We start from the raw sequence: 19,943 nt of genomic DNA, 5'->3' as shown, positions 1-19,943 counted from the left end.
TGCTAGTCACTGAAGCTACAGAAGCTGCCTTGTTATGGTCGTTCTTCGAGGGCAAGTTGGCAGCAACTGCGTTTAGGGGCGTTTCGGGATGGGGAACAAGCGTTGGCTGGTGTCCAGGGTGGGGCTGGTGGTTGCGGCCATGCTGTTGGCTTGTACTGCGGGTGCTTCGGGGTGGGCGCAGGAAAAGCCTTCTGGGAGTCGTCCCAACATCATTGTTGTCCTGCTGGACGATGTCGGCTTCAGTGACCCTGCCGGCTTCGGCGGCTTGGCGCAGATGCCGGCATTTGACAGCGTGGCACGCGGCGGACTGCGCTTCACCAATTTCAACACCACCGGCATGTGCTCGCCGACACGCGCGTCGCTGCTTTCCGGCCGCAATCACCACGCGGTAGGCTTTGGCCGTGTTGCCGACTGGGCGACCGGCACGCCCGGTTATGACGCCGTCTGGAAGGCGGATGCCGCACCCATCGCGAAGGTGTTGTCGCATGCGGGATACAGCACTGCAGCAATAGGGAAATGGCACAACACGCCGGAATGGGAGGTTTCACCCGCCGGTCCATTTGATCGTTGGCCTACCGGGCTGGGGTTCGACTATTTCTACGGCATCATGAACCACGGTGGTGACAACCACTGGGAGCCAGCCAGCCTCTATCGCAACACCACGCCGGTGGAAGCGGACCATCGGCAGGGAAGCAGCTATCACCTGACCGCCGACTTCGTCGACGATGCCATCCAGTGGCTGAGAACGCACCGATCCATCGCACCGCAGAAGCCTTATTTCCTGTATCTAGCCACCGGTGCAGTGCATGCCCCGCACCATGTGCCCAAGGAGTGGATAGAGAAATACAAAGGACGATTCGACCAGGGCTGGGACGCGTTGCGGGAAGAAATCTTCGCGCGCCAGAAGACGCTCGGGATCATACCGGCAGATGCTGTATTGACGCCGCGGCCACCGGAAATACCTGCCTGGAGCGCGCTTGATGAGGCCCAGCGCAAGGTGTTTGCACGGCAGATGGAAGTGTTCGCAGCCTATCTCGCGCATACGGACCATGAAATCAGCCGGCTGTTGAATGAGGCGGCCGCTGATGATCCCGCCAGCAATACGGTCGTGTTCTATGTTGCAGGTGACAACGGCGCGAGTGGCATGGAGGGCATTCACGGTTACATGGATGCAGCCAGCGGAGCCCCTGCGCAGCTTGAGCACCTCGATGAACTGGGTGGCCCGCTGCATTTCAACGACTATTCGTCAGCCTGGGCGTGGGTTGGGAGCACGCCGTTTCAATGGATGAAGCAGGTGGCTTCGCATTTCGGCGGATTGCGTGTGGCCATGGCGGTTTCCTGGCCTGGCAGGATCACCGCGCCCGGCCGTACCGTGCGCGACTTTGCCCACGTCAACGACGTTGCAGCGACAATTCTCGAAGTAGCAGATGCGCCGATGCCTGCGTTTGTGGACGGGGTTGGGCAGCGCGCATTGGATGGCAGCAGCTTTGCCGATACGTTCCGGGGCGAACGCAGCAGCGCGCCAGCAAGAACCCAATACTTTGAAATGCTCGGCAACCGTGCGCTGTATCAGGATGGCTGGATCGCAAGTGCCCGGCACATGACGCCCTGGATAAAGCCGTATCCGGAGGGCTTCGACACAGATCGGTGGGAGTTGTACAACCTCGCCGAGGACTTCAGCCAATCCCATGATGTGGCAGCCGCCTATCCGGAGAAGCTTGAAGCGCTGAAGCAGCTGTTCGACGAGGAGGCACGCCGGAACAATGTCTATCCATTGTCCAACTACGTGGAGGGCCGCGACTATGGCGCACCCACCGTGGCTGGCAATCGAAGAACTTTCAGCTACCACCCGCCGGTGCAGCGCCTGCCGACCAAGTCCTTGCCTCGTCTGGCGAAGTCCAGCTTCTCGGTGCAAGCGCATGCACGGGTCGCGGCCGGAACGGGGGACGGCATGTTGATGGCCTATGGCAGCCGCCTTGGCGGGTTTGCGTGGTATATGCGCGAGGGCTATCTGGTCTTCAGTAACAACATCAACGGCCGCGAGCGCGTTCAATTGCGCGCTTCGGAACCGGTGCCCGCCGGGACTGCGTTGCTGCAGCTGTCGTTCAAGCGCGAGAACGATGGCCCTGCCGGCGCGATTGAAATGCATGTAAACGGGCGTCGCGTGGCGCGCGGGCACATCGATCGGCTGGGCCCACCCGTGTTGGGTTCTCTGGGAGTCGGGCAGGCATTCACCTCGCCGGTTGATGAGAGCTATGCGGTGCCCTATCCCTTCCAGGGAGTGCTGGAAGAGCTGACGGTGGTGATGGACTGAGGCCGGCGCCGGGTACCGGCATTGATCTGGTCGCTGCGACATAGGGCAGCGTGTACTTCCAGGTGCGCTTCTTGCTGTTGTGGAAGGGCGCCGCCTCAGGGTGTGCGCCTTTGTCCTGCACGCGGACTTGGTGGGATCCTGCTAGCCTGTGGCCGACGCTGATTATGCGCCTAAGCCCTTGGGACGAGACATGCCTGCTTCATGGATCCGCGGTATCGCTGTTGTGTCGTTGCTCGGTCTGACGGCGTGTAGCCCGAGGCAGAGCGCTCAGGGTCAAGCCGCTCCGCAGCGTGTGGGCATGGCCAACCCGGCGTCCGAGCATTGCGTGAAGAAGGGCGGAAAGCTTGAGATCCGCAAGAATGCAGAAGGCGCCGAGTACGGCGTCTGCCATTTGCCGGATGGCAGCCAGGTAGATGAGTGGGAGTTGTTTCGTCGCGATGGTCCTGCTGGCTGATTTTTGCGGTACCTGCGTGGTTGACCACCAGCCCGGTAGTGCCGAGCCATGCTCGGCATGGGGCGTTCCCGGTAAAGCTTCTGCCGAGCATGGCGCGGCACTACCCGCAGCCTGTAAAGATCGTTGGAGATTCGCTTCCCGGGTGCGCTGCGCCTACCCGGGCTACGGGGCTACGCCGCTCCCACAAAAAATCCGATGCCAGAGGGCTGGCATCGGATTCGGGATAAGTCATCGGCAAGTGGGGCGTGTTGGTGCGTTCTTGCTTGCTCGGCTCAGCCAGCGGCGCTCAACGGTGCTGTAGTGTCCTGCAGCTTCGGCCAGCGCTTCAGGATCGCTGCGCGGATGCCGGCGGCGTCAATCCCGGCTTCGGCCAGCAGGTCTTCGCGGCTGGCATGGTGCTGGTAGCTGTCGGGCAGGCCGAGATGCAGCATCGGCATCAGCACGGCTTCGGCATTGAGCAGTTCCGACACGCCCGAGCCAGCGCCGCCGGCAACCACGTTGTCCTCAACGGTGACGAAACCATCGTGGCTGCGTGCCAGCTCCAGCAGCATCGCCTTGTCCAGCGGCTTGATGAAACGCATGTTGACTACGCTCAGGCCCAGCTCGCGGCCTACCTGCTCCGCCGCGGGTACGGCCGCGCCGAAGGCGAGGATGGCCAGACGGCTGCCCTGCACGCGCAGCTGTGCCTTGCCGATCTCCAACGTGGACAGGTCGGTGCCGACGGCTGCGCCGGGGCCGGTGCCGCGTGGGTAGCGCACGGCGGCTGGGCCCTTGTACTGCAGGCCCGTGCTGAGCATCTGCCGGCATTCGGCTTCATCGCCTGGGGCCATGACCACCATGTTCGGCACGCAGCGCAGGTAGCTCAGGTCGAGATTGCCTGCGTGGGTAGCACCGTCCGGGCCGACCACGCCGGCGCGGTCGATGGCGAACAGTACGTCCAGGTCCTGGGTGGCGACGTCGTGCACCAACTGGTCGTAGGCGCGCTGCAGGAAGGTCGAATAAATCGCGACAACGGGCTTGGCGCCCTGGGTGGCCATGCCGGCGGCCAGTGTTACCGCATGTTGTTCGGCGATGGCGACGTCGAAGTAACGTTCCGGGTATTCCTTGCTGAAACGCACCAGGCCCGAGCCTTCACGCATGGCCGGGGTGATCGCCAGCAACTGCGGCTCGGCGGCGGCGACATCACACAGCCAGTTGCCGAAGATGTCGGTGTAGGTCGGCTTCTTGGGCGCGCCCTTTTCCGGCAGGCCCTTGCTGGGATCGAACGGGCCGACGGCGTGGTAGCCGATCTGGTCGTCTTCGGCTGGCTCGTAGCCCTTGCCCTTGGTGGTCATGATGTGCAGCAGGTGCGGGCCCTTGGCATCCTTCAGGTGCTTGAGGGTGGACAGCAGCAGCGGCAGGTCATGGCCATCGATCGGGCCGGTGTAATGGAAGCCCATCTGCTCGAAGGCGGTGGAGGGCACGAACATGCCCTTCCACTGTTCTTCCCAGCGCTTCACGAAGCGGGCAGGGGGGCTGTGGCGCTTGTCGCCGAGGATCTTCTTGCCGCTCTCGCGCAGCGCATTGAGCGTGCGGCTGGCGGTTGCCCGGCCCAGCATCTTGGTCAGTCCACCGACGGCTTCGGAGATGGACATGTTGTTGTCGTTGAGGATGACCAGCACGTTCGGCTCGTCGTCCATGCCGCCGGCGTGGGCCAGCGCTTCGAAGGCCATGCCGGCGGTCATCGCGCCATCGCCGATCACCGCGATCACCTTGCGCTCGTCACCCTGGCGCTGGCGCGCGATGGCCATGCCCAGAGCGGCCGAGATCGAGGTCGAGGAGTGGCCGACGCCGAAGGTGTCGAACTCACTTTCCTCGCGCTTGGGGAAGGGGGCAACGCCGTCCTTCTGCTTGACGGTGTGGATGCTGTCGCGGCGCCCGGTGAGGATCTTGTGCGGGTAGGTCTGGTGGCCCACGTCCCACACCAGCTGGTCGACCGGGGTGTCATACAGATAGTGCAGGGCGACGGTAAGCTCGATCACGCCCAAGCCGGCCGCGAAGTGACCGCCGCTCTTGCCCACGGATTCGATCAGGTAGGCGCGCAACTCAGCGGCGATGGCTGCCAGTTCGCTCTCATCGAACGTGCGCAGGTCATCGGGGGTCTGGATGCGCGACAGGCGCGGGTAGCTGGCAGAGTCGATCATGGTCTTCGCGTTTCACTCGAAACGGTATTTTCCCCGTCCGGAGAGGGTGGGGCAAGCAAAGCGCGACACCTGTGAATGCCGGATGACGTGGTTTTGCCCCAAGCTGAAGCGATTGTTCAGCCTGGACGGTGATTCCGCGTGAATGCGAAGCCGCGGCGTGGCCGTTTCAGGCGACGCGCTGCTGGGCCTTGCGCGGCAGCTGGGCCTTCAGGAAGGCCATCTGGTCGGCCAGGATGTTGCGGTTGGACAGGATCAGGTGCTCGATCCAGCTGGGCCGGTACGGCACTGCCAGCAGTGGCATGTTGGCTTGCTGCGGGGTGCGGTTGCTCTTGCGCGAGTTGCAGTGGAAGCAGGCGGTGACCACGTTCTCCCAGGTGTCCTGGCCGCCCTTGGACACCGGCAGCACATGGTCGCGGGTCAGCTGCGGGCGGCTGAAGTGCTGGCCGCAGTAGAGGCAAAGCTGTGCGTCACGCGCAAACAGCGCGGTGTTGGTGAGGTTGGGAGTGGGATCGATGGCGCGCGAACGGGCATGGCCGCGCGAGGCGATGATCGGGTGCAGGTCCATGCCGCTGCGCAGGCCGGTCAGGCGCGAGATCGCGCCATGCACGTGCAGGCAGGGGTCACCCAATGTCCAGGCCACGGCACCGCGGGCATACAGGCAGGCGGCGTCCTGCCAGGTGATCCAGTCCAGCACCCGTCCATGCGCATCCAGCGACAACAGTCGCACGGAGCCGAGTTGGTGCAGGGAGGGCGGTAGTGAAAACCCGTCTGTCGGAGCGGAAGTTCCGGCTCCGGTATCGATCAGACTACGCGGTGTAGTGTCTGTCTCCATCGGGAAAACAGCTTATACACGATACGTGACAATTTGTGTAAAGGCCGATGGCGGTTGGCCTTGTAGGAACGGCGTGAGCCGCGAGGCTGGTGGTGTTTCAAGCGCCTGAAAGCCAACCCCTCCCCAGCCCTCCCCTCCGCCTTCGGCGCAAGGGAGGGGGCGAAGCGGAAGCTGCCCTCACCCCAACCCCTCTCCCGCGGGCGGAAGAGGGGCTTCAGGGTCGCAGGCATTCCTGATCGCTCCCTTCTCCCGCGTGCGGGAGAAGGTGCCCCGAAGGGGCGGATGAGGGGAGCTTTGCGCTTTTTTTGCTGTCGGATCAGTCGCCGAAGCGGACCGAATCCATTGCCATCAGCGAGTCGGCGCCTGCAGCGATGCCTGCGGCATGGCTGAGGGTGCGCGGCAGGATGCGGGCGTAGTAGAAACGCGCGGTTTCCAGCTTGGCCTGCTTGAAGGCTTCCGGATGGCTGGACGCCTGCGCGGCCACCACCGAACGCGCCCACCAGTAGGCGACGGCGACATAGCCGCTGTAGAACAGGTAATCCCAGCTGGCCGCACCCAGTTCTTCCGGGTTGGCGGCGGCACGCTGCAGCACCTCGATGGTCAGCTTGCCCCATTCCCTGGCCTTGCCACCCAAGGCCGGCAGGAACTCGGCCACGGCCGGGTTGCTGGCGTTGTCGGCAATGAACTGTTCGATCTCGGCCAGGAACAACTTCAGGCCGGCGCCCTGCGAGACGGCGGTCTTGCGGCCGATCAGGTCCAGTGCCTGGATGCCGGTGGTGCCTTCGTACAAGGTGGTGATGCGGGCGTCGCGGGCGTACTGCTCCATGCCGTGCTCGGCGATGTAGCCGTGGCCGCCGAACACCTGCTGGCCGTTGTAGGTGGCCTCGATGCTCCACTCGGTGAGGCAGGCCTTGACGATGGGGGTGAGGAAGCTGACCAGCGTGTCGGCGTCGGCACGGGCCTTGTCGTCCTTGGCATGCTGGGCCGCGTCGAGCTGGGTGTAGGCGTGCGCGGCCAGCAGGCGGCCACCTTCGGTCAGCGCCTTGGTGGTCAGCAGCATGCGGCGCACGTCGGGCTGGGCGATGATCGGGTCGGCCGGCTTGTCGGCCAGGATCGGGCCCTTGGGCGCGCGCGACTGCAGGCGCTCGCGGGCATAGGCCAGCGCGCCCTGGTAGGCGCGCTCGGACTGGGCCAGACCCTGCACGCCGACGCCGAGGCGGGCGGAGTTCATCATCACGAACATCGCCTGCAGGCCCTTGTGCGGCTGGCCGACCAGGTAGCCCTGGGCGCCGTCGAAGTTCATCACGCAGGTGGACGAACCGTGGATGCCCATCTTGTGCTCCAGCGCGCCACAGCGCAGCGCATTGCGCTCGCCCTGCTTGCCGTCGCGGTCAACCTTGTACTTGGGGGTGACAAACAGCGAGATGCCCTTCGGGCCGGCCGGTGCGTCCGGCAGCTTGGCCAACACCAGGTGCACGATGTTGTCGCTCAGGTCGTGCTCGCCGGCGGTGATGAAGATCTTGGTGCCGGTGATGGAATAGCTGCCATCGACATTCGGCTCGGCGCGGGTCTTGAGCAGGCCCAGGTCGGTGCCGGCATGCGGCTCGGTCAGGCACATGGTGCCGGTCCAGTTGCCGGCGACCAGCGGCTTGAGGAAGGCTTCCTTCTGCCAGTCCTCGCCGTAGTGCTTGAGGGCCTCGACCGCGCCGTGTGACAGCATGGGGAACAGGCTCCAGGCCAGGTTGGCCGAGGACACCATTTCGCTCAGCGCCATGCCCAGCGTCTCCGGCATGCCCTGGCCGCCGAAATCCGGCGAAGCGGTCAGGCCGGTCCAGCCGCCTTCCACGAACTGCGCATAGGCTTCCTTGAAGCCCGGTGCGGTGGTGACCTCGCCGGTGGCCTTGTCCAGCTTGCAGCCGGTCTGGTCGCCAACGGCGTTCAGCGGGGCCAGCACGGCGCCGCTGAAACGGCCGGCTTCCTCCAGTACCGCATCGATGACGTCGGCGCTGGCGTCCTCAAGACCCATCGCGGCAAACAGGGACTCGGCCTTGAGCACGTCGTGCAGGGCGAAGCGGAGGTCGGTAACGGGGGCTTTGTAGTTGCTCATCAGAACGATCTCGAACGATGCGGGAAACGGTGGGGATCAGCGCAGCACGCCGGGCAGGCCCGGGGCCTGGTTGAGGCTGTTGCGCGACTTGATGTCGAAACTGCGTTGCTTCTTGTCTTCCGGTGTTGCGCTGACGCTGCCTTCCAGCTCGTAGAACAACGTGCTGCTGCCGGCCAATGCGTCAGCCACCACCAGGCGCGCGGCCGAGGCAGGCTGCAGGCGCACCTTGATCACATCCGCCGATTCCGGGCCGATGGACAGACCCGGGGTTGCGCTCAGCGTGCCTGCCGCTTCGTCGCCCACCTTCACCGCCAGGCTGACGCTGTCAAACCGCATTGGCATGGAGCTGTAGTTGCGCAGGCGCAGGTCTACCTCCCAGTTGCCGTCGTTGCCCACGGTGAGCTGCTGGATGCTGGCGGCCGGTTCGGAAACGCGCTTGACCGGGCCGCTACCACAGGCGGTGAGCAGCAGGGCGAGCATGGCGGTCAGGGCGTACTGCGGGCGAAAACGCATGGGGCGGGGTCCTCGGTTGCGGAGGTTGTCGTCGAAGGATACTACGGCGTATGGCGCGGCGTGCGGGTGCAGGTATGCACATGCGACCAATTGCGGACAGGATGGCGGAACCTGTGCGGTCATGCATCAAGTGATGCAAGGGGCAGTGGTTGCCGCCTTTCGCGTCACTTTCTGGGGATACATCAATGCGTTCATTCAAGTTGTTGCCGCTTGCAAGCGCTATCCGCGGCGGTCTGGCAGTTGTGGCGCTGTGCGCCTCCGTTCCGGCGCTGGCAGCGCCGCCGCAGTTCGACCTTGAGGCAGGCAACATCGAGGACGTATTGCCCGAATTCGCCCGCCAGGCCGGCGTGCAGATTGTGGCGCCCGCGCATTCAGGCGAGGCCGGACGCATTGCCGTGGCCGAGTTGAAGGGGCAGATGGAGCCGCGCCAGGCCTTGGCACGCCTGTTGGCCGGCACCGGCCTAACCGTTGCCTCCGACGATGGCCGCACCATCACCCTGCGTGCGGCCACGCCGATGCTGGCATCGCTATCAGGCCTGGGCGGGCTGGCGGTGGGCCAGGCGGTGCAACCTGAAGCTGCTGCGCCCCCGCCACCGCCACCGGCCAACACGAACGTGAACACCTTGGACCAGGTGACCGTGGTCGGCAGCCAGATCAAGGGCAGCAAGTCGGCGGCAATCCTGCCGGTGGCCACCCTGCAGGCCGAGCAGATCGAGGCCACCGGTGCGGTGTCCGGGGACGACCTGTACCGTTCCATCCCGCAGATGGGTGATGTCTCCTTCAGTGGTACCAACGGCGGCAACAGCTCCAACTACGCACGTGGCGACATCGCCTCGGTCAACCTGCGCGGCCTGGGCGTCGGCAATACCCTGCTGCTGATCAACGGGCGCCGCACCGTGGTCCACCCGACCAGCCAGGCCGACGGCAACCTGGTACCGGTGCTGACCTATAACGCCAATGCAGTGCCCGTGGCCAACCTGCGCCGGGTGGAGGTGCTGCTGGACGGTGCGGCCGCCATCTATGGCACCGATGCGGTGGCTGGCGTGGTCAACAACGTGCTGCGTGACGACATGGATGGCGGCACCATCAGCGTGCAGAAGGGCTTCGGTGAAGGCACCGATCTGAGCGATGTCGGCGTCAATGGCATGTGGGGCAAGAACTCCGAAGACCTGCGTTCCAACATCACCATCGCCTTCAACTACTACAACACTACCGGCTTGAACTCGCTGGACCAGGACTGGACCCGCAATGGCAACCGTGCGGCGGATTTTCTGGGCACGCCGTTCGAGGGCCTGGCTGGTACCGACAACCGCAATACCAACAGCCCGTGGGGCAATTTCACCGTCAATGGCCCGCGCGTTTCGCAGGACGGCACTTGGCTGACCACTGCGGCGGGCGCCTTCCATGTGCAGCCGACCAGCAACAGTGGCTGTGCTGCCACCCTCGGTGATGGCCTGTGTGTACAGTCCGGCAGCAAGGCAACATCAGGTGCCGATGCCAATCTGCGCGACAACCAGCAGGGCCAGTACCCGCTGTCGATCAGCCCGGATGTGCGGCGGCTGAACCTGTTCGTCACCGGGAAGCACGATTTCGACAACGGCCTGTCGTTCTTCAGTGAGGCCGGCATTTACGACTCACGTGCCTACAGCCTGCAGAATGGCGTCAACACCATCACCGCCTTGCCGATGACGGTGGCGGCCAGCAACTACTGGAACCCGTTCGGCGCGATGTATCTGCCCGATGGGTCGCTCAACCCCAATCGTCTGGAAGGCCTGAACATCGGCCCGGACGGCCTGCCGGTGACCATCACCAGCTATCGCTTCGAGCGCCCGACCCGCATCGAGGTCAACAATACCCAGGTGCGTGCACTGGCCGGCCTGCGTGGCTTCCACTTCGGCTTTGACTGGGAGTCGGCGGCGCTGTACTCGCAGGCAAAGGTCAAGGACACCCAGGACGCGGTGAGCATGTCTTTGTTCCAGCAGGCGCTGGCCAATCCAACCGCGTCGGCCTACAACCCGTTCTGCGGTGGCTGCAACGACTGGGACAAGCTGGACCAGTTCTTCTACAAGGCGCAACGGCAAAGCAAGACCGAGCTGTTCCTGTGGGATTTCAAAGCCTCGCGTGCGGACCTGTTCAAGACCTGGGCCGGCGACGTGGGCATGGCGGCAGGCCTGGAAGTGCGCCATGAAACCCAGCGCGACGACCGCGATGCGCGCGTGGACGGCTCGGTGACCTTCACCGACGCCATCACCGGGGTGGAATACCCCAGCGACATGTATGGCGTCAGCCCGACCCCGGACACCTATGGTTCGCGCACGGTGGCCGGCTTGTTCGCCGAGTTCTCGGTGCCGCTGGTATCGCCGGAGATGAACGTGCCGCTGGTGCGCTCGCTGGACCTGCAGGTGGCCGGGCGTGCCGAGCGCTACAACGACTTCGGCAACGTCGCCAAGCCCAAGCTGGCGCTGGGCTGGCAGATCTTTGATGGCCTTACCCTGCGCTCGTCCTGGGCCAAGGGCTTCCGCGCGCCCAACCTGGAGCAGATCAACGCGACCGTGGTGAGCCGCTCCAACAACCGCACCGACTACATCCAGTGCGAGGCCGACGTGCGCACCGGCACGCAGGCGTCGATCGCCAACTGCGGCGGCTATACGTATTCGACCACGGCGCGCCGTTCCGGCAACCCCAACCTCAAGCCGGAAACTTCCACCAATACCAGCGCCGGGCTGGTGTTCCAGCCGCGTTTCATCCCCGAGAACTACGGCCGTTTCACGTTTGCCGTGGATTACTACAAGTATGAGCAGGAAGGCATCATCGGCCTGTTCGGCGAGGGCAATGCGCTGATCCTGGACTACATCCTGCGCCAGCAGGGCAGCAGCAATGCCGCCGTGGTGCGCGCCGACCCGACCGCGGATGACATCGCCCGCTTCGCCGGTACTGGCCTGGCTGCCGCTGGCAAGGTGCTCTACGTCACCGATCAGTACGTCAACCTGGAGCCGCAGACGCTGCGTGGCGTGGACTACAACTTCAGCTGGAACTCGCCGGAGACCGCCATCGGACGCTTCGACGTGTCGGTCACCGGCACCCACCTGGTGGAGTTCTACCGCCAGCGCTCGCCGGCGCTGCAGGCGCTGGAAGATGCAAAGGCCACCGGTCTGGTCGATCCGTCGATCCGCATCACCGGTGGCGGCAACCTGATCGGCAATGGCGGCAACCCGGAATGGAAGTGGTCCGGCACCCTGACCTGGCGTTACCAGCAGCTGTCGGTGGGCGCCAACGCACGTTACGCAAGTTCGTACGTCGAGAACGGCCTGACCCTGGCCGACGGCACACCGTGGACGGTGAAGTCGCAGACCCTGGCCAATGCCTTCGTCAAGTACGATTTCGAGCGCGAGGGCTGGCTCAACGGCGTGGCGGTCAAGGTGGGTGCCAACAACATCGCCAACAAGCGGCCGCCGGTGTCCGATGATGTGTTCGGTTTCCCCTCCGGTGTGTACCAGGCCAATCCGCGCTACTGGTACGTCAATGTGAGCAAGGCGTTCTGATGTTCGACAAGGTTGTAGATCCCCGATGGCTGCAGGCAAGCCGGGTGCCGCGATGAACGCGGCACTCGCCCGTGACCGGGCCGGCTGGCTGGCCGAGCACGTGCTGCCCTGCGAGCCGGGGCTGCGCGATTGGCTGCGGCGGCGTTTGTCGCTGCGCCAGGACGTGGACGACGTGGTGCAGGAAACCTACGCCATCCTCGCAGCGATGGCGGATGTGTCGCATATCCAGCAGCCCCGCGCCTATGTGTATTCGGTGGCGCATTCGGTGGTGCTGCAGCAGCTGCGCCGCGCGCAGGTGGTGTCGATCGAGGCGGTTGCCGAGATCGACCGCGTGGCGATTGTCGGTGACGAGGTCAGCCCCGAGCGGCTGGCGTCTTCGCGGCAGGAGCTGGCGCGCATTGGCGCGTTGATCGACGGCTTGCCAGAGAAGTGCCGCGAGGCCTTCGTGTTGCGCAGGGTGGAGGGCTACTCGCAACGCGAGATCGCCCAACGCATGCAGATCAGCGAGAACACCGTGGAGAAACACATCTGCAAAGGGATCCGGGTATTGATGGATTCGATGAAACGCGATGACACCGGAATGCAGGACGACAAGGAGCGGCCCGCCGCGCAAGGAGCCCGCCATGCGCGCCGGCGCTGAAATGAGCATTGATGATGTGGCGGCAGCGTGGGTTGCGCGCGAGGACCGTGCGCCGCTCAGTGGTGACGAAAGTGCCGAGCGCGATGCCTGGTTGCAGGCCGATGCGCGGCACTTTGGCGCTTATGCGCGCGCCCATGCCGTGCTGGCCCGTACCGACCGTGCCCGCGCCTTGTCGGCCGGCGGCATGGACCGTGCCTACACCGCGCAGGCACCACGCCGGGCACGGCGGGTGCTGCGCTGGGCGGTGGCCGTGGCGGCCACGGTGGGTGTGCTGGCCATCGGCGTGCAACGCCACGAAGACGGTGCCGACTACTACGCCACCCGCAAGGGCGAGATCCTGCGCGTGCCCTTGCAGGACGGTTCGGCCATCACCCTGGACTCGGACTCGCAGGTGCGCGTGCTGTTCAGCGACAGCCGCCGTGATATCCAGTTGCTGCAGGGGGAGGCCTTGTTCGACGTGGCCAAGAACCCCGAGCGCCCGTTCGTGGTGCGTGCCGATGAGACCGACGTGACCGCCGTGGGCACCAGCTTCGCGGTCAGCCTGACCGAGCGTCGCAGCGGCGGGGTGGAAGTGCTGGTGCGCGAAGGCGTGGTGGACGTGGCCGATACCCAGGGTGCAGTCGCACCCGCAAGGCTGGTGGCCAACTACCGCGCGCTGGCCAATCGCAGCCACGGCATCCGCATCGAGGCGGTGGCCACCGATGATGTTGATCAGCAGTTGGCCTGGCGCGAGGGCATGCTGTCCTTCAATGGTGACACCTTGTCGGTGGCGGCGGCGCAGTTCATGCGTTACAGCGATACCCGCATCGTCATCGACGACCCGCTGGTGGGCAGCCGCCGCATCGTCGGCCTGTACTCGGCCAGCGACCCGCTGGGCTTTGCACGCAGTGTGGCCTTGAGCCTGGGCCTGGTGGTGCAGCAGCACGGCAACGTGGTGCGGCTGAGCTCCCCTGACGCCGCGCCACACGTGGCGCGATCCATGCAATGAATTCGGGAAATCACATGCAGCACGACAGCAAGCGTATTCTGGCATTGGCGGTAGTGACGGCGGCATTGCTGGGCGCAGGCCAAGCCTGCATCGCCGCCACCGCCGCCGACAAGACGGTGTTGATCCGCGATGCCATGGTGTTCGACGGTACCGGCCGGGCGCCTTTCGCCGCCAGCGTGCTGGTGGAGGAGGGGCGCATCGCTGCCATCGGTGAGGGCCTGGCAGCCCCCAAGGGTGCGCGCGTGGTCAATGCACGCGGGCAGGCATTGCTGCCGGGCCTGTTCGACCTGCACACGCATTGGACGCCCAATGCCACCCCGTCCGAACTGCCGCAGGTAGCCAACCTGTACATGGCTGCCGGGGTGACCACGGTGAGTGATTTCCACGAGCCGCCGGAAGCCTACGCGCCACGCCGTGCCTGGCTGGCGTCCATCGCCGCGCCGGACGTCAAGTTCGCAGCGCGCATGAGCACGCCCTTGGGCCACGGTGCCGACTGGGGCGATGAAAACACCACGCGCTGGGTGAACTCGCCCGAGGCGGCGCGCGCGGGTGTGCAGGCGGTTGCCGCCTACAAGCCGGATTTCATCAAGGCGTTCACCGATGGCTGGCGCTATTCCAATGCCGCCGACAACAGCAGCATGGACGAGGAAACCCTCACCGCGCTGGTGGACGAGGCACACAAGCACGGCCTCAAGGTCTTCACCCATACGGTGATGGTCAAGCGCGGCAAGGCCGCGGCACGTGCCGGCGTGGATGTGATTGCCCATAGCGTGCAGGACGGGCCGGCCGATGCCGAGCTGATCCAGTTGATGCGTACCCACGGCACGGCGTATGCCCCGTCGCTGGCGGTGTACCTGCCCGAGCGGGTGGACGGCAGTGGCCGCAACAACGGCAAGCCCGAGGTGCTGGCTCAGCGCGAGCAGAACTTCGCCAACGCCCTGCACAACGTCAAGACGCTGCACGATGCCGGCATTCCCGTGGTGGTGGGTACGGATGCAGGCATGACCGGTACGCCGCATGGCGCATCCACCCTGCGTGAGCTGGAACTGCTGGTGCAGGCCGGGCTGAGCCCGAGCGAGGCATTGCTGGCAGGCACCTCGGCCAGCGCCAAGGCACTGGGCGTGGACGACCGCGGCACCATCGAGGTCGGCAAACGTGCCGACCTGCTGCTGGTGCGTGGCCAGCCGTGGAGCAGGATTGCCGACATCCGCAACACCCAGCAGGTCTATGTCGCCGGTCGTCAGGTACACGGCCGCGGCGCGGTGCTTCCGGCGGGCAACAAGGCGCTGGCACTGCCCGCGCAGCCGGTGCAGGCGCTGGTGGATGATTTCGAGCGTGCCGATGGCCGTACCGCACTGGATACGCTGCGCGTGGACGAGGCCGACGGCGGCAACGACCGCACCTGGCAGGTGACCGAAGTGGTGGCGCGCGAGACCGGCGGCAAGGCGCTGGCCACGCAGGCCAAGTTGTCGAGCAAGGACACGGCGTTTGCTGCCGCCATCCTGCCGCTGAGCCGTGGTTCGGTGGCACCGGTGGATGCCACGGCGTACCGCGGCGTGCGCTTCGAACTGCGTGGCAGCGCGCCTGAGCTGCGACTGGAGGTGCGTGCACTGGGCAACCGCCGTTTCATCGCGCCGTTGCAGGCGGGCGATGCCTGGCAGACCGTCGAGATCCCGTTCACCGCCTTGCAGGGCCAGCCGCCTTACCGCGCCAAGGCACCGGTTGCACAGTGGCAGGGCAATGACCTGCAGCAGCTGGTGTTCTCGGCCAGTGGTGCAGCGGGCAGCAAGGTCTGGTTCGAGATCGACAACGTCAGCTTCTATTGATGCGGCAGGAGTACGGGATGAAGCACACACGTTTGCGCCCGGGCCTGCTGCTGGCCGTGCTGTCACTGGCAGGAACTGCGGCCGCGACGGATGTCATTGCAAGCCTGGATGCCTACGCGCCGCGGCAGGCGGCCTTGGGCGTGCAGTTGTGGCAGCAGCCCGAGCTTGGGTACCTGGAACAGGCGTCCTCCGCACTGCTGCAGCAGGAATTGCGTCAGGCAGGCTTTCGCATCCAGGCCGGGGTAGCGGGCATGCCCACGGCCTTCGTTGCCCGCTATGGCAGCAAAGGGAAGGGGCCGGTGATCGCGCTGTTGGCGGAAATGGATGCGCTGCCGGGCATGGCGCAGGCGGCTGCGCCGGTACGCACGCCCATCGCCGGCCAGGACGCGGGTCAGGCCTGTGGTCACAACCTGTTTGGTGCGGCATCGGTGGGCGCGGCGCGGGCCATCGCGCAATGGCTGCAGCAGACCGGCAATCCCGGCGAGGTACGGTTGTACGGCACGCCGGCCGAAGAGGGCGGCTCGGGGAAGGTCTACATGACCAAGGCGGGTCTGTTTGATGATGTTGACGTGGTGCTGCATTGGCATCCGTCTGCCGAGAATTCCGCCGCGCAGGGAACCAGTCTGGCCAATATCAGCGGCAAGTTCCGTTTCCAGGGGCGGGCCGCGCATGCTGCCATCGCCCCGGAACGCGGGCGGTCTGCGCTGGATGGCGTGGAGGCGTTCAACCACATGGCCAACCTGATGCGCGAACACGTGCCCGATGGCACGCGCATCCACTACATCATCAGCAATGGTGGGGCGGCGCCCAACGTGGTGCCTGCCGAGGCCGAAGCGTATTACTACGTGCGGCATACCGACCCTGCGGTGGTGCGTGACGTGGTCGAGCGCCTGCGCAAGGCCGCCGAGGGTGCAGCAATGGGTACAGGCACCACCGTGGCGTTCGAGCAGACCGGCGGCGTGTTCTCGCTGCTGCCCAATGACACGCTGGGGCAGGTGATGCAGGCCGCGCTGCAGCAGGTGGGGGGCGTGCATTACGACGCGGACGAACAGGCCTTCGCGCAGCGTCTGCAGCAGAGCCTGGAAAAGCAGCCGGGGCTTGAGCAGGCAGAGGCCTTGCAGTCGTACCGTGCCGATCTTGCAGGCAGCGCATCCACCGACGTGGGCGATGTGAGCTGGAACGTGCCAACGGTGGGCCTGAGCACGGCTACCTGGGTGCCCGGCACACCGGCCCACAGCTGGCAAGCCGTGGCGGCGTCGGGCATGTCCATTGGCGCCAAGGGCGCACTGAATGCCGCCAAGGCCATGGCCCTGGCGGGTGTACAGCTGCTGCAATCGCCGCAGACGGTGGCCAAGGCAAAGCAGGAGTTCGATGCGCGCCGTGGCCCGCAATTCCGCTACACCCCGTTGCTGCAGCGGGCTGATCCGCCACTGGACTACCGGCGTAAGCCTGAGGGTTGAGCACGGATGTCGCACGCCTGACACGCCAGTTCGACACAGGCTTCACCCGGGCACAGGCACTCTCCCCCGGGAGCGATGCCGCTGGGTAGCCCATCGCTTCCAGGGCGGCGGCCCGATCCCCTCCATCGGGCCGCCGCTCGAACTTTCAGCCGTTGGTCGGTTTTGCATGACACCGGCAGCGGGCGTACACTGGCCCCTGTCGTGTGGGGCGGTAGCTCAGCTGGGAGAGCGTCGCGTTCGCAATGCGAAGGTCGGGAGTTCGATCCTCCTCCGCTCCACCACTGTCTTCAAAAACGCCACGTCCAACGACGTGGCGTTTCTGTTTCTGCAACCGAGGCAGGACTTCCCGCGACAAGCGCGCACCGGCTCGATGGCGGGTTGAACCCAGATTGTCGGCCGACGGTTTCATGCAGGGCACGCCGCATTTGTATGTTTCTGTCACTGCTTTGGCGTGCAGCAATTCATGTTGCCGGAGCGGCGCAGGTTCTTACGTTATCTGCCAGGCAGTGTGCACCTGGCCTGCACATGGGCGCACCTGAGGTTGCAGCAGGGGAGCGGAAGCCACGCGTCAAGCGGCGGCCCGCAGGTTTTCTGTTGTGATTCCAGTGATGGCACCGGGAATGCCATTGCCTGAAGGGGGCGAAGATATGCATGCATCTCGGCCCCGGTTTCCCTGCAGATCAGCAACTGGGAATGAGATTTGAAGAAGTTTTCCCTGGCCGCGATGCTTTTGTCGCTGGCTTCGTACACTGGCGACACGCCCTCCGCAGTAGCCGCCAAGCCCGACAGCACCGCTGGCATGGGGCAGGTGCTGACTGTCTACAACTGGCCGGACTATGTGGCCCCGGACACCATCGCCCACTTCGAGAAGAAGTACGACGTACATGTGCGCTATGAAGTATTCACTGGCAACGAGGTGCTCGATCAGAAACTGAGCGAGGATGGGTTGAGTGGCGCCACGCGGAAACGCGGGCATGGATGCATCAGCTGCGCCGGCGTCGTTGGGTTGAGTGGGACAGCGGGGCTTGCAGAGGGAGGTGGCGAAGGAATGCTGAAATTATCGCCAGCGCAGCCGCTGTCGCATTGGGGCCGCTCCTTGCGCGACAAGGGTTTAGGCAGCAATTCCGGGCAATGTGAAATTTTTTGTGAAAATGGCTTGCCGAAACCGAAATAGCTCCGTAATATACGCCTCCTCGACGGCAGCAACGCCGACGAAAACAAAGCAAAGTGGCCGAGTAGCTCAGTTGGTAGAGCAGGGGATTGAAAATCCCCGTGTCGGCGGTTCGATTCCGTCCTCGGCCACCATAAATTCAAGGGTCTGCAGAAATGCAGGCCCTTTTTATTTCATGGCTTGCACCGTTTTTGCACCACTCCCCAAAGTTGGAAGACGGGCTGCATCAAGAGCCAGATGCTCCGGTGACAAGTGCGAGTACCGCAGTACCGACTGGTACGAGCGCCATCCCCCCAGTTCCATCAGCGCCCGTAGGCTCGTTCCTGCCATGACATGCCAGCTGGCCCAGGTGTGGCGCAAATCGTGCCACCGCAACGGCTGGATCTTCGCCCGGCGCTGCGCCGCCTTGAACCCGTGGTTGTTGCCACGCGTGTAAGGCTGGCCCTCCTCGTTCGGGAACACCCAATCCTTGTTCTTCCCCTTCTGCATCTCCAGAACCTTCATGGCCTGATCGTTGAGGGGCGCGCCGATGGCCCGCTTCCCCTTCGCGTGAGGGGCAGGAATCCAAGCCACACGGCGCGCGACGTCGACCCGCGACCACTCCAGCCGCAAGACGTTCTGCTCACGCCAGCCCGTTGCCAGCGCGAATAGGTAGGGTGCGCGGAGGTGGTCGGCCAGCTCGTCATACAGGCGCTCTGCTTCAGGGCGAGTCAGCCATCGGTAGTCCTCCTTCGGCTTCCCGTTCTCCTGCAGCTGGATGGCCGGAACGCGGTCGATCCACTCCCACGAATGGGCAGCGCGCAGGATCGACCGGACAAGGGCCAGCATCTTCTCGGCGGTCGAGCGCGACGTGGTGCGGTTATCGTCCGCACGGCGGTTCTTCTTTACCTTTGGCTCGGCCATGCGGGCAGCCAACAGGTCGGCGATGACGTCGGACGTTATGTCGTCTAGCGCCAAGTTCCGCAGGTGGGGGTCCAGCCAGCGGAGGTTATGGAGATCCTTGCTCAGGCTCCGCTTCCCTTGGCTTCCGGACAGCCAGCGGGTGACCGCCTCGGGCCAAGTGCGCCGAGGCTTCTCGCCCAGCCGGTTTACGCGGTACGTTTCCGCGTGGAGCTTCGACGCCCACTCGACAGCGAGGGCGCGGTCGGAAGTCCCAGTGCTTCTAAATACGCGCTCACCGTTGGGGTCGGTGTAACGGATGTAGAGGTTGCCTTTTTTACCTCGGGCAACGAGGGTGTAGGGACATCTTGCCATTTTTCGCCAGCCAGATACGCGTCGAGCGCTTGTTTGTTGAACTTCCAGCGTCCGCCCACCTTACGTCCTGGCGGGTGGTTCTTCTTGCCCATGAGCCGTGTAAGCGTCACGGGGTGCATCCTGAGGTGGAGTGCCGCCTCTTTAAGCAGCAGGTTCTCGCTCATCTTCCCCTCCTTTCAGTGCTTCTAGTGCCTTGGCTCCGTATGGGATGCCAAGGCGGCGCGCTATCCGTTTGACCTGCACGCGGGTCTTCCCGCGCTTGATCTGTCGGTAGCTGGTGTTGTTGTGGTGGCGGCGATCACGCATCGCTCGCCTCCTGCGGGCTGTTCGCAACCATCGCCTCCAACGTAGCCAGTGCCTTCTCCCTATTCCGGTGCTGGCTGCGTTCGCTGTCGCAGATTGCAACCATGCCGTTTCGGTGCGTGATCTTCACACCAGCGCTCGTTCCGAACGTCAGGCCGCCAGATTCTTTCAGCGGATAGCACTCGATGGTTACGTCCTTGGGGTCAAGTGGCATCACTTCACCCCCCTGCGGGCGGGCGGAGGGGAACGCAGGCAGGTCCAGCCACCACTGGTACGGCGGCTGTTCCTTCGGCATCTGGCTGCCGGGTGGCGCGACTGCATGAGCATGCTCAACGCAATCTTCGTGCTTCGCCCAG

At 64.8% G+C, this 19,943-nt stretch carries 15 protein-coding genes and 2 tRNA genes; 10 read left to right on the top strand and 7 right to left on the bottom strand.

Translation table 11 applies throughout. From position 1 onward, the window contains the following. Positions 1-88 precede the first annotated feature (88 nt). Both B2527_RS11890 and B2527_RS11885 read left to right on the top strand, forming a co-directional pair. Positions 89-2,314 (top strand): arylsulfatase, encoded by a 2,226-nt coding sequence (locus B2527_RS11890; protein WP_293712511.1) that lies wholly within the window; start codon positions 89-91, stop codon positions 2,312-2,314. Between the two features lie 298 nt (positions 2,315-2,612). Then, on the top strand, positions 2,613-2,768 hold the full coding sequence (locus B2527_RS11885; protein WP_293712509.1) for a DUF333 domain-containing protein: 156 nt from the start codon (positions 2,613-2,615) through the stop codon (positions 2,766-2,768). A 272-nt stretch (positions 2,769-3,040) separates the two neighbouring features. Here the strand turns inward: B2527_RS11885 and dxs are convergent, their stop codons facing one another. The 4 genes from dxs to B2527_RS11865 form a co-directional block, all read right to left on the bottom strand. Then, positions 3,041-4,951 (bottom strand): 1-deoxy-D-xylulose-5-phosphate synthase, encoded by a 1,911-nt coding sequence (dxs, locus tag B2527_RS11880; protein WP_293712506.1) that lies wholly within the window; start codon positions 4,949-4,951, stop codon positions 3,041-3,043. A 166-nt stretch (positions 4,952-5,117) separates the two neighbouring features. Next, positions 5,118-5,783, bottom strand: a complete 666-nt coding sequence (locus tag B2527_RS11875; RefSeq protein WP_293712503.1) for an HNH endonuclease — start codon at positions 5,781-5,783, stop codon at positions 5,118-5,120. A gap of 316 nt (positions 5,784-6,099) precedes the next feature. After that, complete coding sequence (locus B2527_RS11870; RefSeq protein ID WP_293712501.1) at positions 6,100-7,890, bottom strand: acyl-CoA dehydrogenase C-terminal domain-containing protein; 1,791 nt, start codon at positions 7,888-7,890, stop codon at positions 6,100-6,102. Positions 7,891-7,926: 36 nt separating this feature from the next. Next, positions 7,927-8,403: an LEA type 2 family protein gene (locus B2527_RS11865; RefSeq protein WP_293712499.1), complete on the bottom strand. Its 477-nt coding sequence runs from the start codon at positions 8,401-8,403 to the stop codon at positions 7,927-7,929. Between the two features lie 185 nt (positions 8,404-8,588). Between B2527_RS11865 and B2527_RS11860 the strand changes: the two genes are divergently transcribed. The 8 genes from B2527_RS11860 (at position 8,589) to B2527_RS11825 (ending at position 18,164) form a co-directional block, all read left to right on the top strand. Beyond that, a complete protein-coding gene (locus B2527_RS11860) occupies positions 8,589-11,945 on the top strand; it encodes a TonB-dependent receptor (RefSeq protein ID WP_293712496.1) in 3,357 nt (1,118 codons plus the stop codon). Between the two features lie 25 nt (positions 11,946-11,970). Beyond that, a complete protein-coding gene (locus B2527_RS11855) occupies positions 11,971-12,585 on the top strand; it encodes an RNA polymerase sigma factor (RefSeq protein ID WP_293712493.1) in 615 nt (204 codons plus the stop codon). Next, positions 12,569-13,573 carry a FecR family protein gene (locus tag B2527_RS11850; RefSeq protein ID WP_293712490.1) on the top strand — a complete coding sequence of 335 codons (1,005 nt, stop codon included), beginning with the start codon at positions 12,569-12,571 and terminating at the stop codon, positions 13,571-13,573. Before B2527_RS11855 ends, B2527_RS11850 begins: the two co-directional genes overlap by 17 nt. A gap of 14 nt (positions 13,574-13,587) precedes the next feature. Continuing rightward, positions 13,588-15,399, top strand: coding sequence for an amidohydrolase family protein (locus B2527_RS11845; RefSeq protein ID WP_293712487.1), 1,812 nt, complete (start codon positions 13,588-13,590; stop codon positions 15,397-15,399). A gap of 17 nt (positions 15,400-15,416) precedes the next feature. Further along, complete coding sequence (locus B2527_RS11840) at positions 15,417-16,859, top strand: amidohydrolase (RefSeq protein WP_293712484.1); 1,443 nt, start codon at positions 15,417-15,419, stop codon at positions 16,857-16,859. Between the two features lie 205 nt (positions 16,860-17,064). Next, positions 17,065-17,140: transfer RNA gene (locus tag B2527_RS11835), tRNA-Ala, on the top strand. A gap of 419 nt (positions 17,141-17,559) precedes the next feature. Next, a complete protein-coding gene (locus B2527_RS11830; RefSeq protein WP_293712481.1) occupies positions 17,560-18,033 on the top strand; it encodes a hypothetical protein in 474 nt (157 codons plus the stop codon). Between the two features lie 55 nt (positions 18,034-18,088). Continuing rightward, positions 18,089-18,164: transfer RNA gene (locus B2527_RS11825), tRNA-Phe, on the top strand. 34 nt (positions 18,165-18,198) lie between these two features. Here B2527_RS11825 and B2527_RS11820 read toward each other — a convergent pair. The 3 genes from B2527_RS11820 to B2527_RS11810 form a co-directional block, all read right to left on the bottom strand. Then, a complete protein-coding gene (locus B2527_RS11820; protein ID WP_293712478.1) occupies positions 18,199-18,987 on the bottom strand; it encodes a tyrosine-type recombinase/integrase in 789 nt (262 codons plus the stop codon). 131 nt (positions 18,988-19,118) lie between these two features. Further along, positions 19,119-19,448 carry a helix-turn-helix domain-containing protein gene (locus B2527_RS11815; protein WP_293712475.1) on the bottom strand — a complete coding sequence of 110 codons (330 nt, stop codon included), beginning with the start codon at positions 19,446-19,448 and terminating at the stop codon, positions 19,119-19,121. 134 nt (positions 19,449-19,582) lie between these two features. Then, a partial coding sequence (locus B2527_RS11810) for a peptide chain release factor family protein (protein ID WP_343124756.1) occupies positions 19,583-19,943 on the bottom strand: 361 nt, incomplete at its 5' end.

Origin of the sequence: Stenotrophomonas sp. UBA7606 (genome assembly GCF_002477705.1) — a bacterium.
In the GTDB taxonomy this organism is placed as follows: domain Bacteria; phylum Pseudomonadota; class Gammaproteobacteria; order Xanthomonadales; family Xanthomonadaceae; genus Stenotrophomonas.
This window is presented reverse-complemented; position numbering and strand designations above follow the sequence as displayed.

Bases quoted from the DNA above. Each gene is read 5' to 3' on its own strand.
- B2527_RS11890 (WP_293712511.1), top strand. From the start codon at position 89: ATGGGGAACAAGCGTTGGCTGGTGTCCAGGGTGGGGCTGGTGGTTGCG.
- B2527_RS11855 (WP_293712493.1), top strand. From the start codon at position 11,971: ATGGCTGCAGGCAAGCCGGGTGCCGCGATGAACGCGGCACTCGCCCGT.
- B2527_RS11875 (WP_293712503.1), bottom strand. From the start codon at position 5,783: ATGGAGACAGACACTACACCGCGTAGTCTGATCGATACCGGAGCCGGA.
- B2527_RS11860 (WP_293712496.1), top strand. From the start codon at position 8,589: ATGCGTTCATTCAAGTTGTTGCCGCTTGCAAGCGCTATCCGCGGCGGT.
- B2527_RS11845 (WP_293712487.1), top strand. From the start codon at position 13,588: ATGCAGCACGACAGCAAGCGTATTCTGGCATTGGCGGTAGTGACGGCG.
- B2527_RS11815 (WP_293712475.1), bottom strand. From the start codon at position 19,448: ATGAGCGAGAACCTGCTGCTTAAAGAGGCGGCACTCCACCTCAGGATG.
- B2527_RS11885 (WP_293712509.1), top strand. From the start codon at position 2,613: ATGGCCAACCCGGCGTCCGAGCATTGCGTGAAGAAGGGCGGAAAGCTT.
- B2527_RS11850 (WP_293712490.1), top strand. From the start codon at position 12,569: ATGCGCGCCGGCGCTGAAATGAGCATTGATGATGTGGCGGCAGCGTGG.
- B2527_RS11865 (WP_293712499.1), bottom strand. From the start codon at position 8,403: ATGCGTTTTCGCCCGCAGTACGCCCTGACCGCCATGCTCGCCCTGCTG.
- B2527_RS11870 (WP_293712501.1), bottom strand. From the start codon at position 7,890: ATGAGCAACTACAAAGCCCCCGTTACCGACCTCCGCTTCGCCCTGCAC.
- dxs (WP_293712506.1), bottom strand. From the start codon at position 4,951: ATGATCGACTCTGCCAGCTACCCGCGCCTGTCGCGCATCCAGACCCCC.
- B2527_RS11840 (WP_293712484.1), top strand. From the start codon at position 15,417: ATGAAGCACACACGTTTGCGCCCGGGCCTGCTGCTGGCCGTGCTGTCA.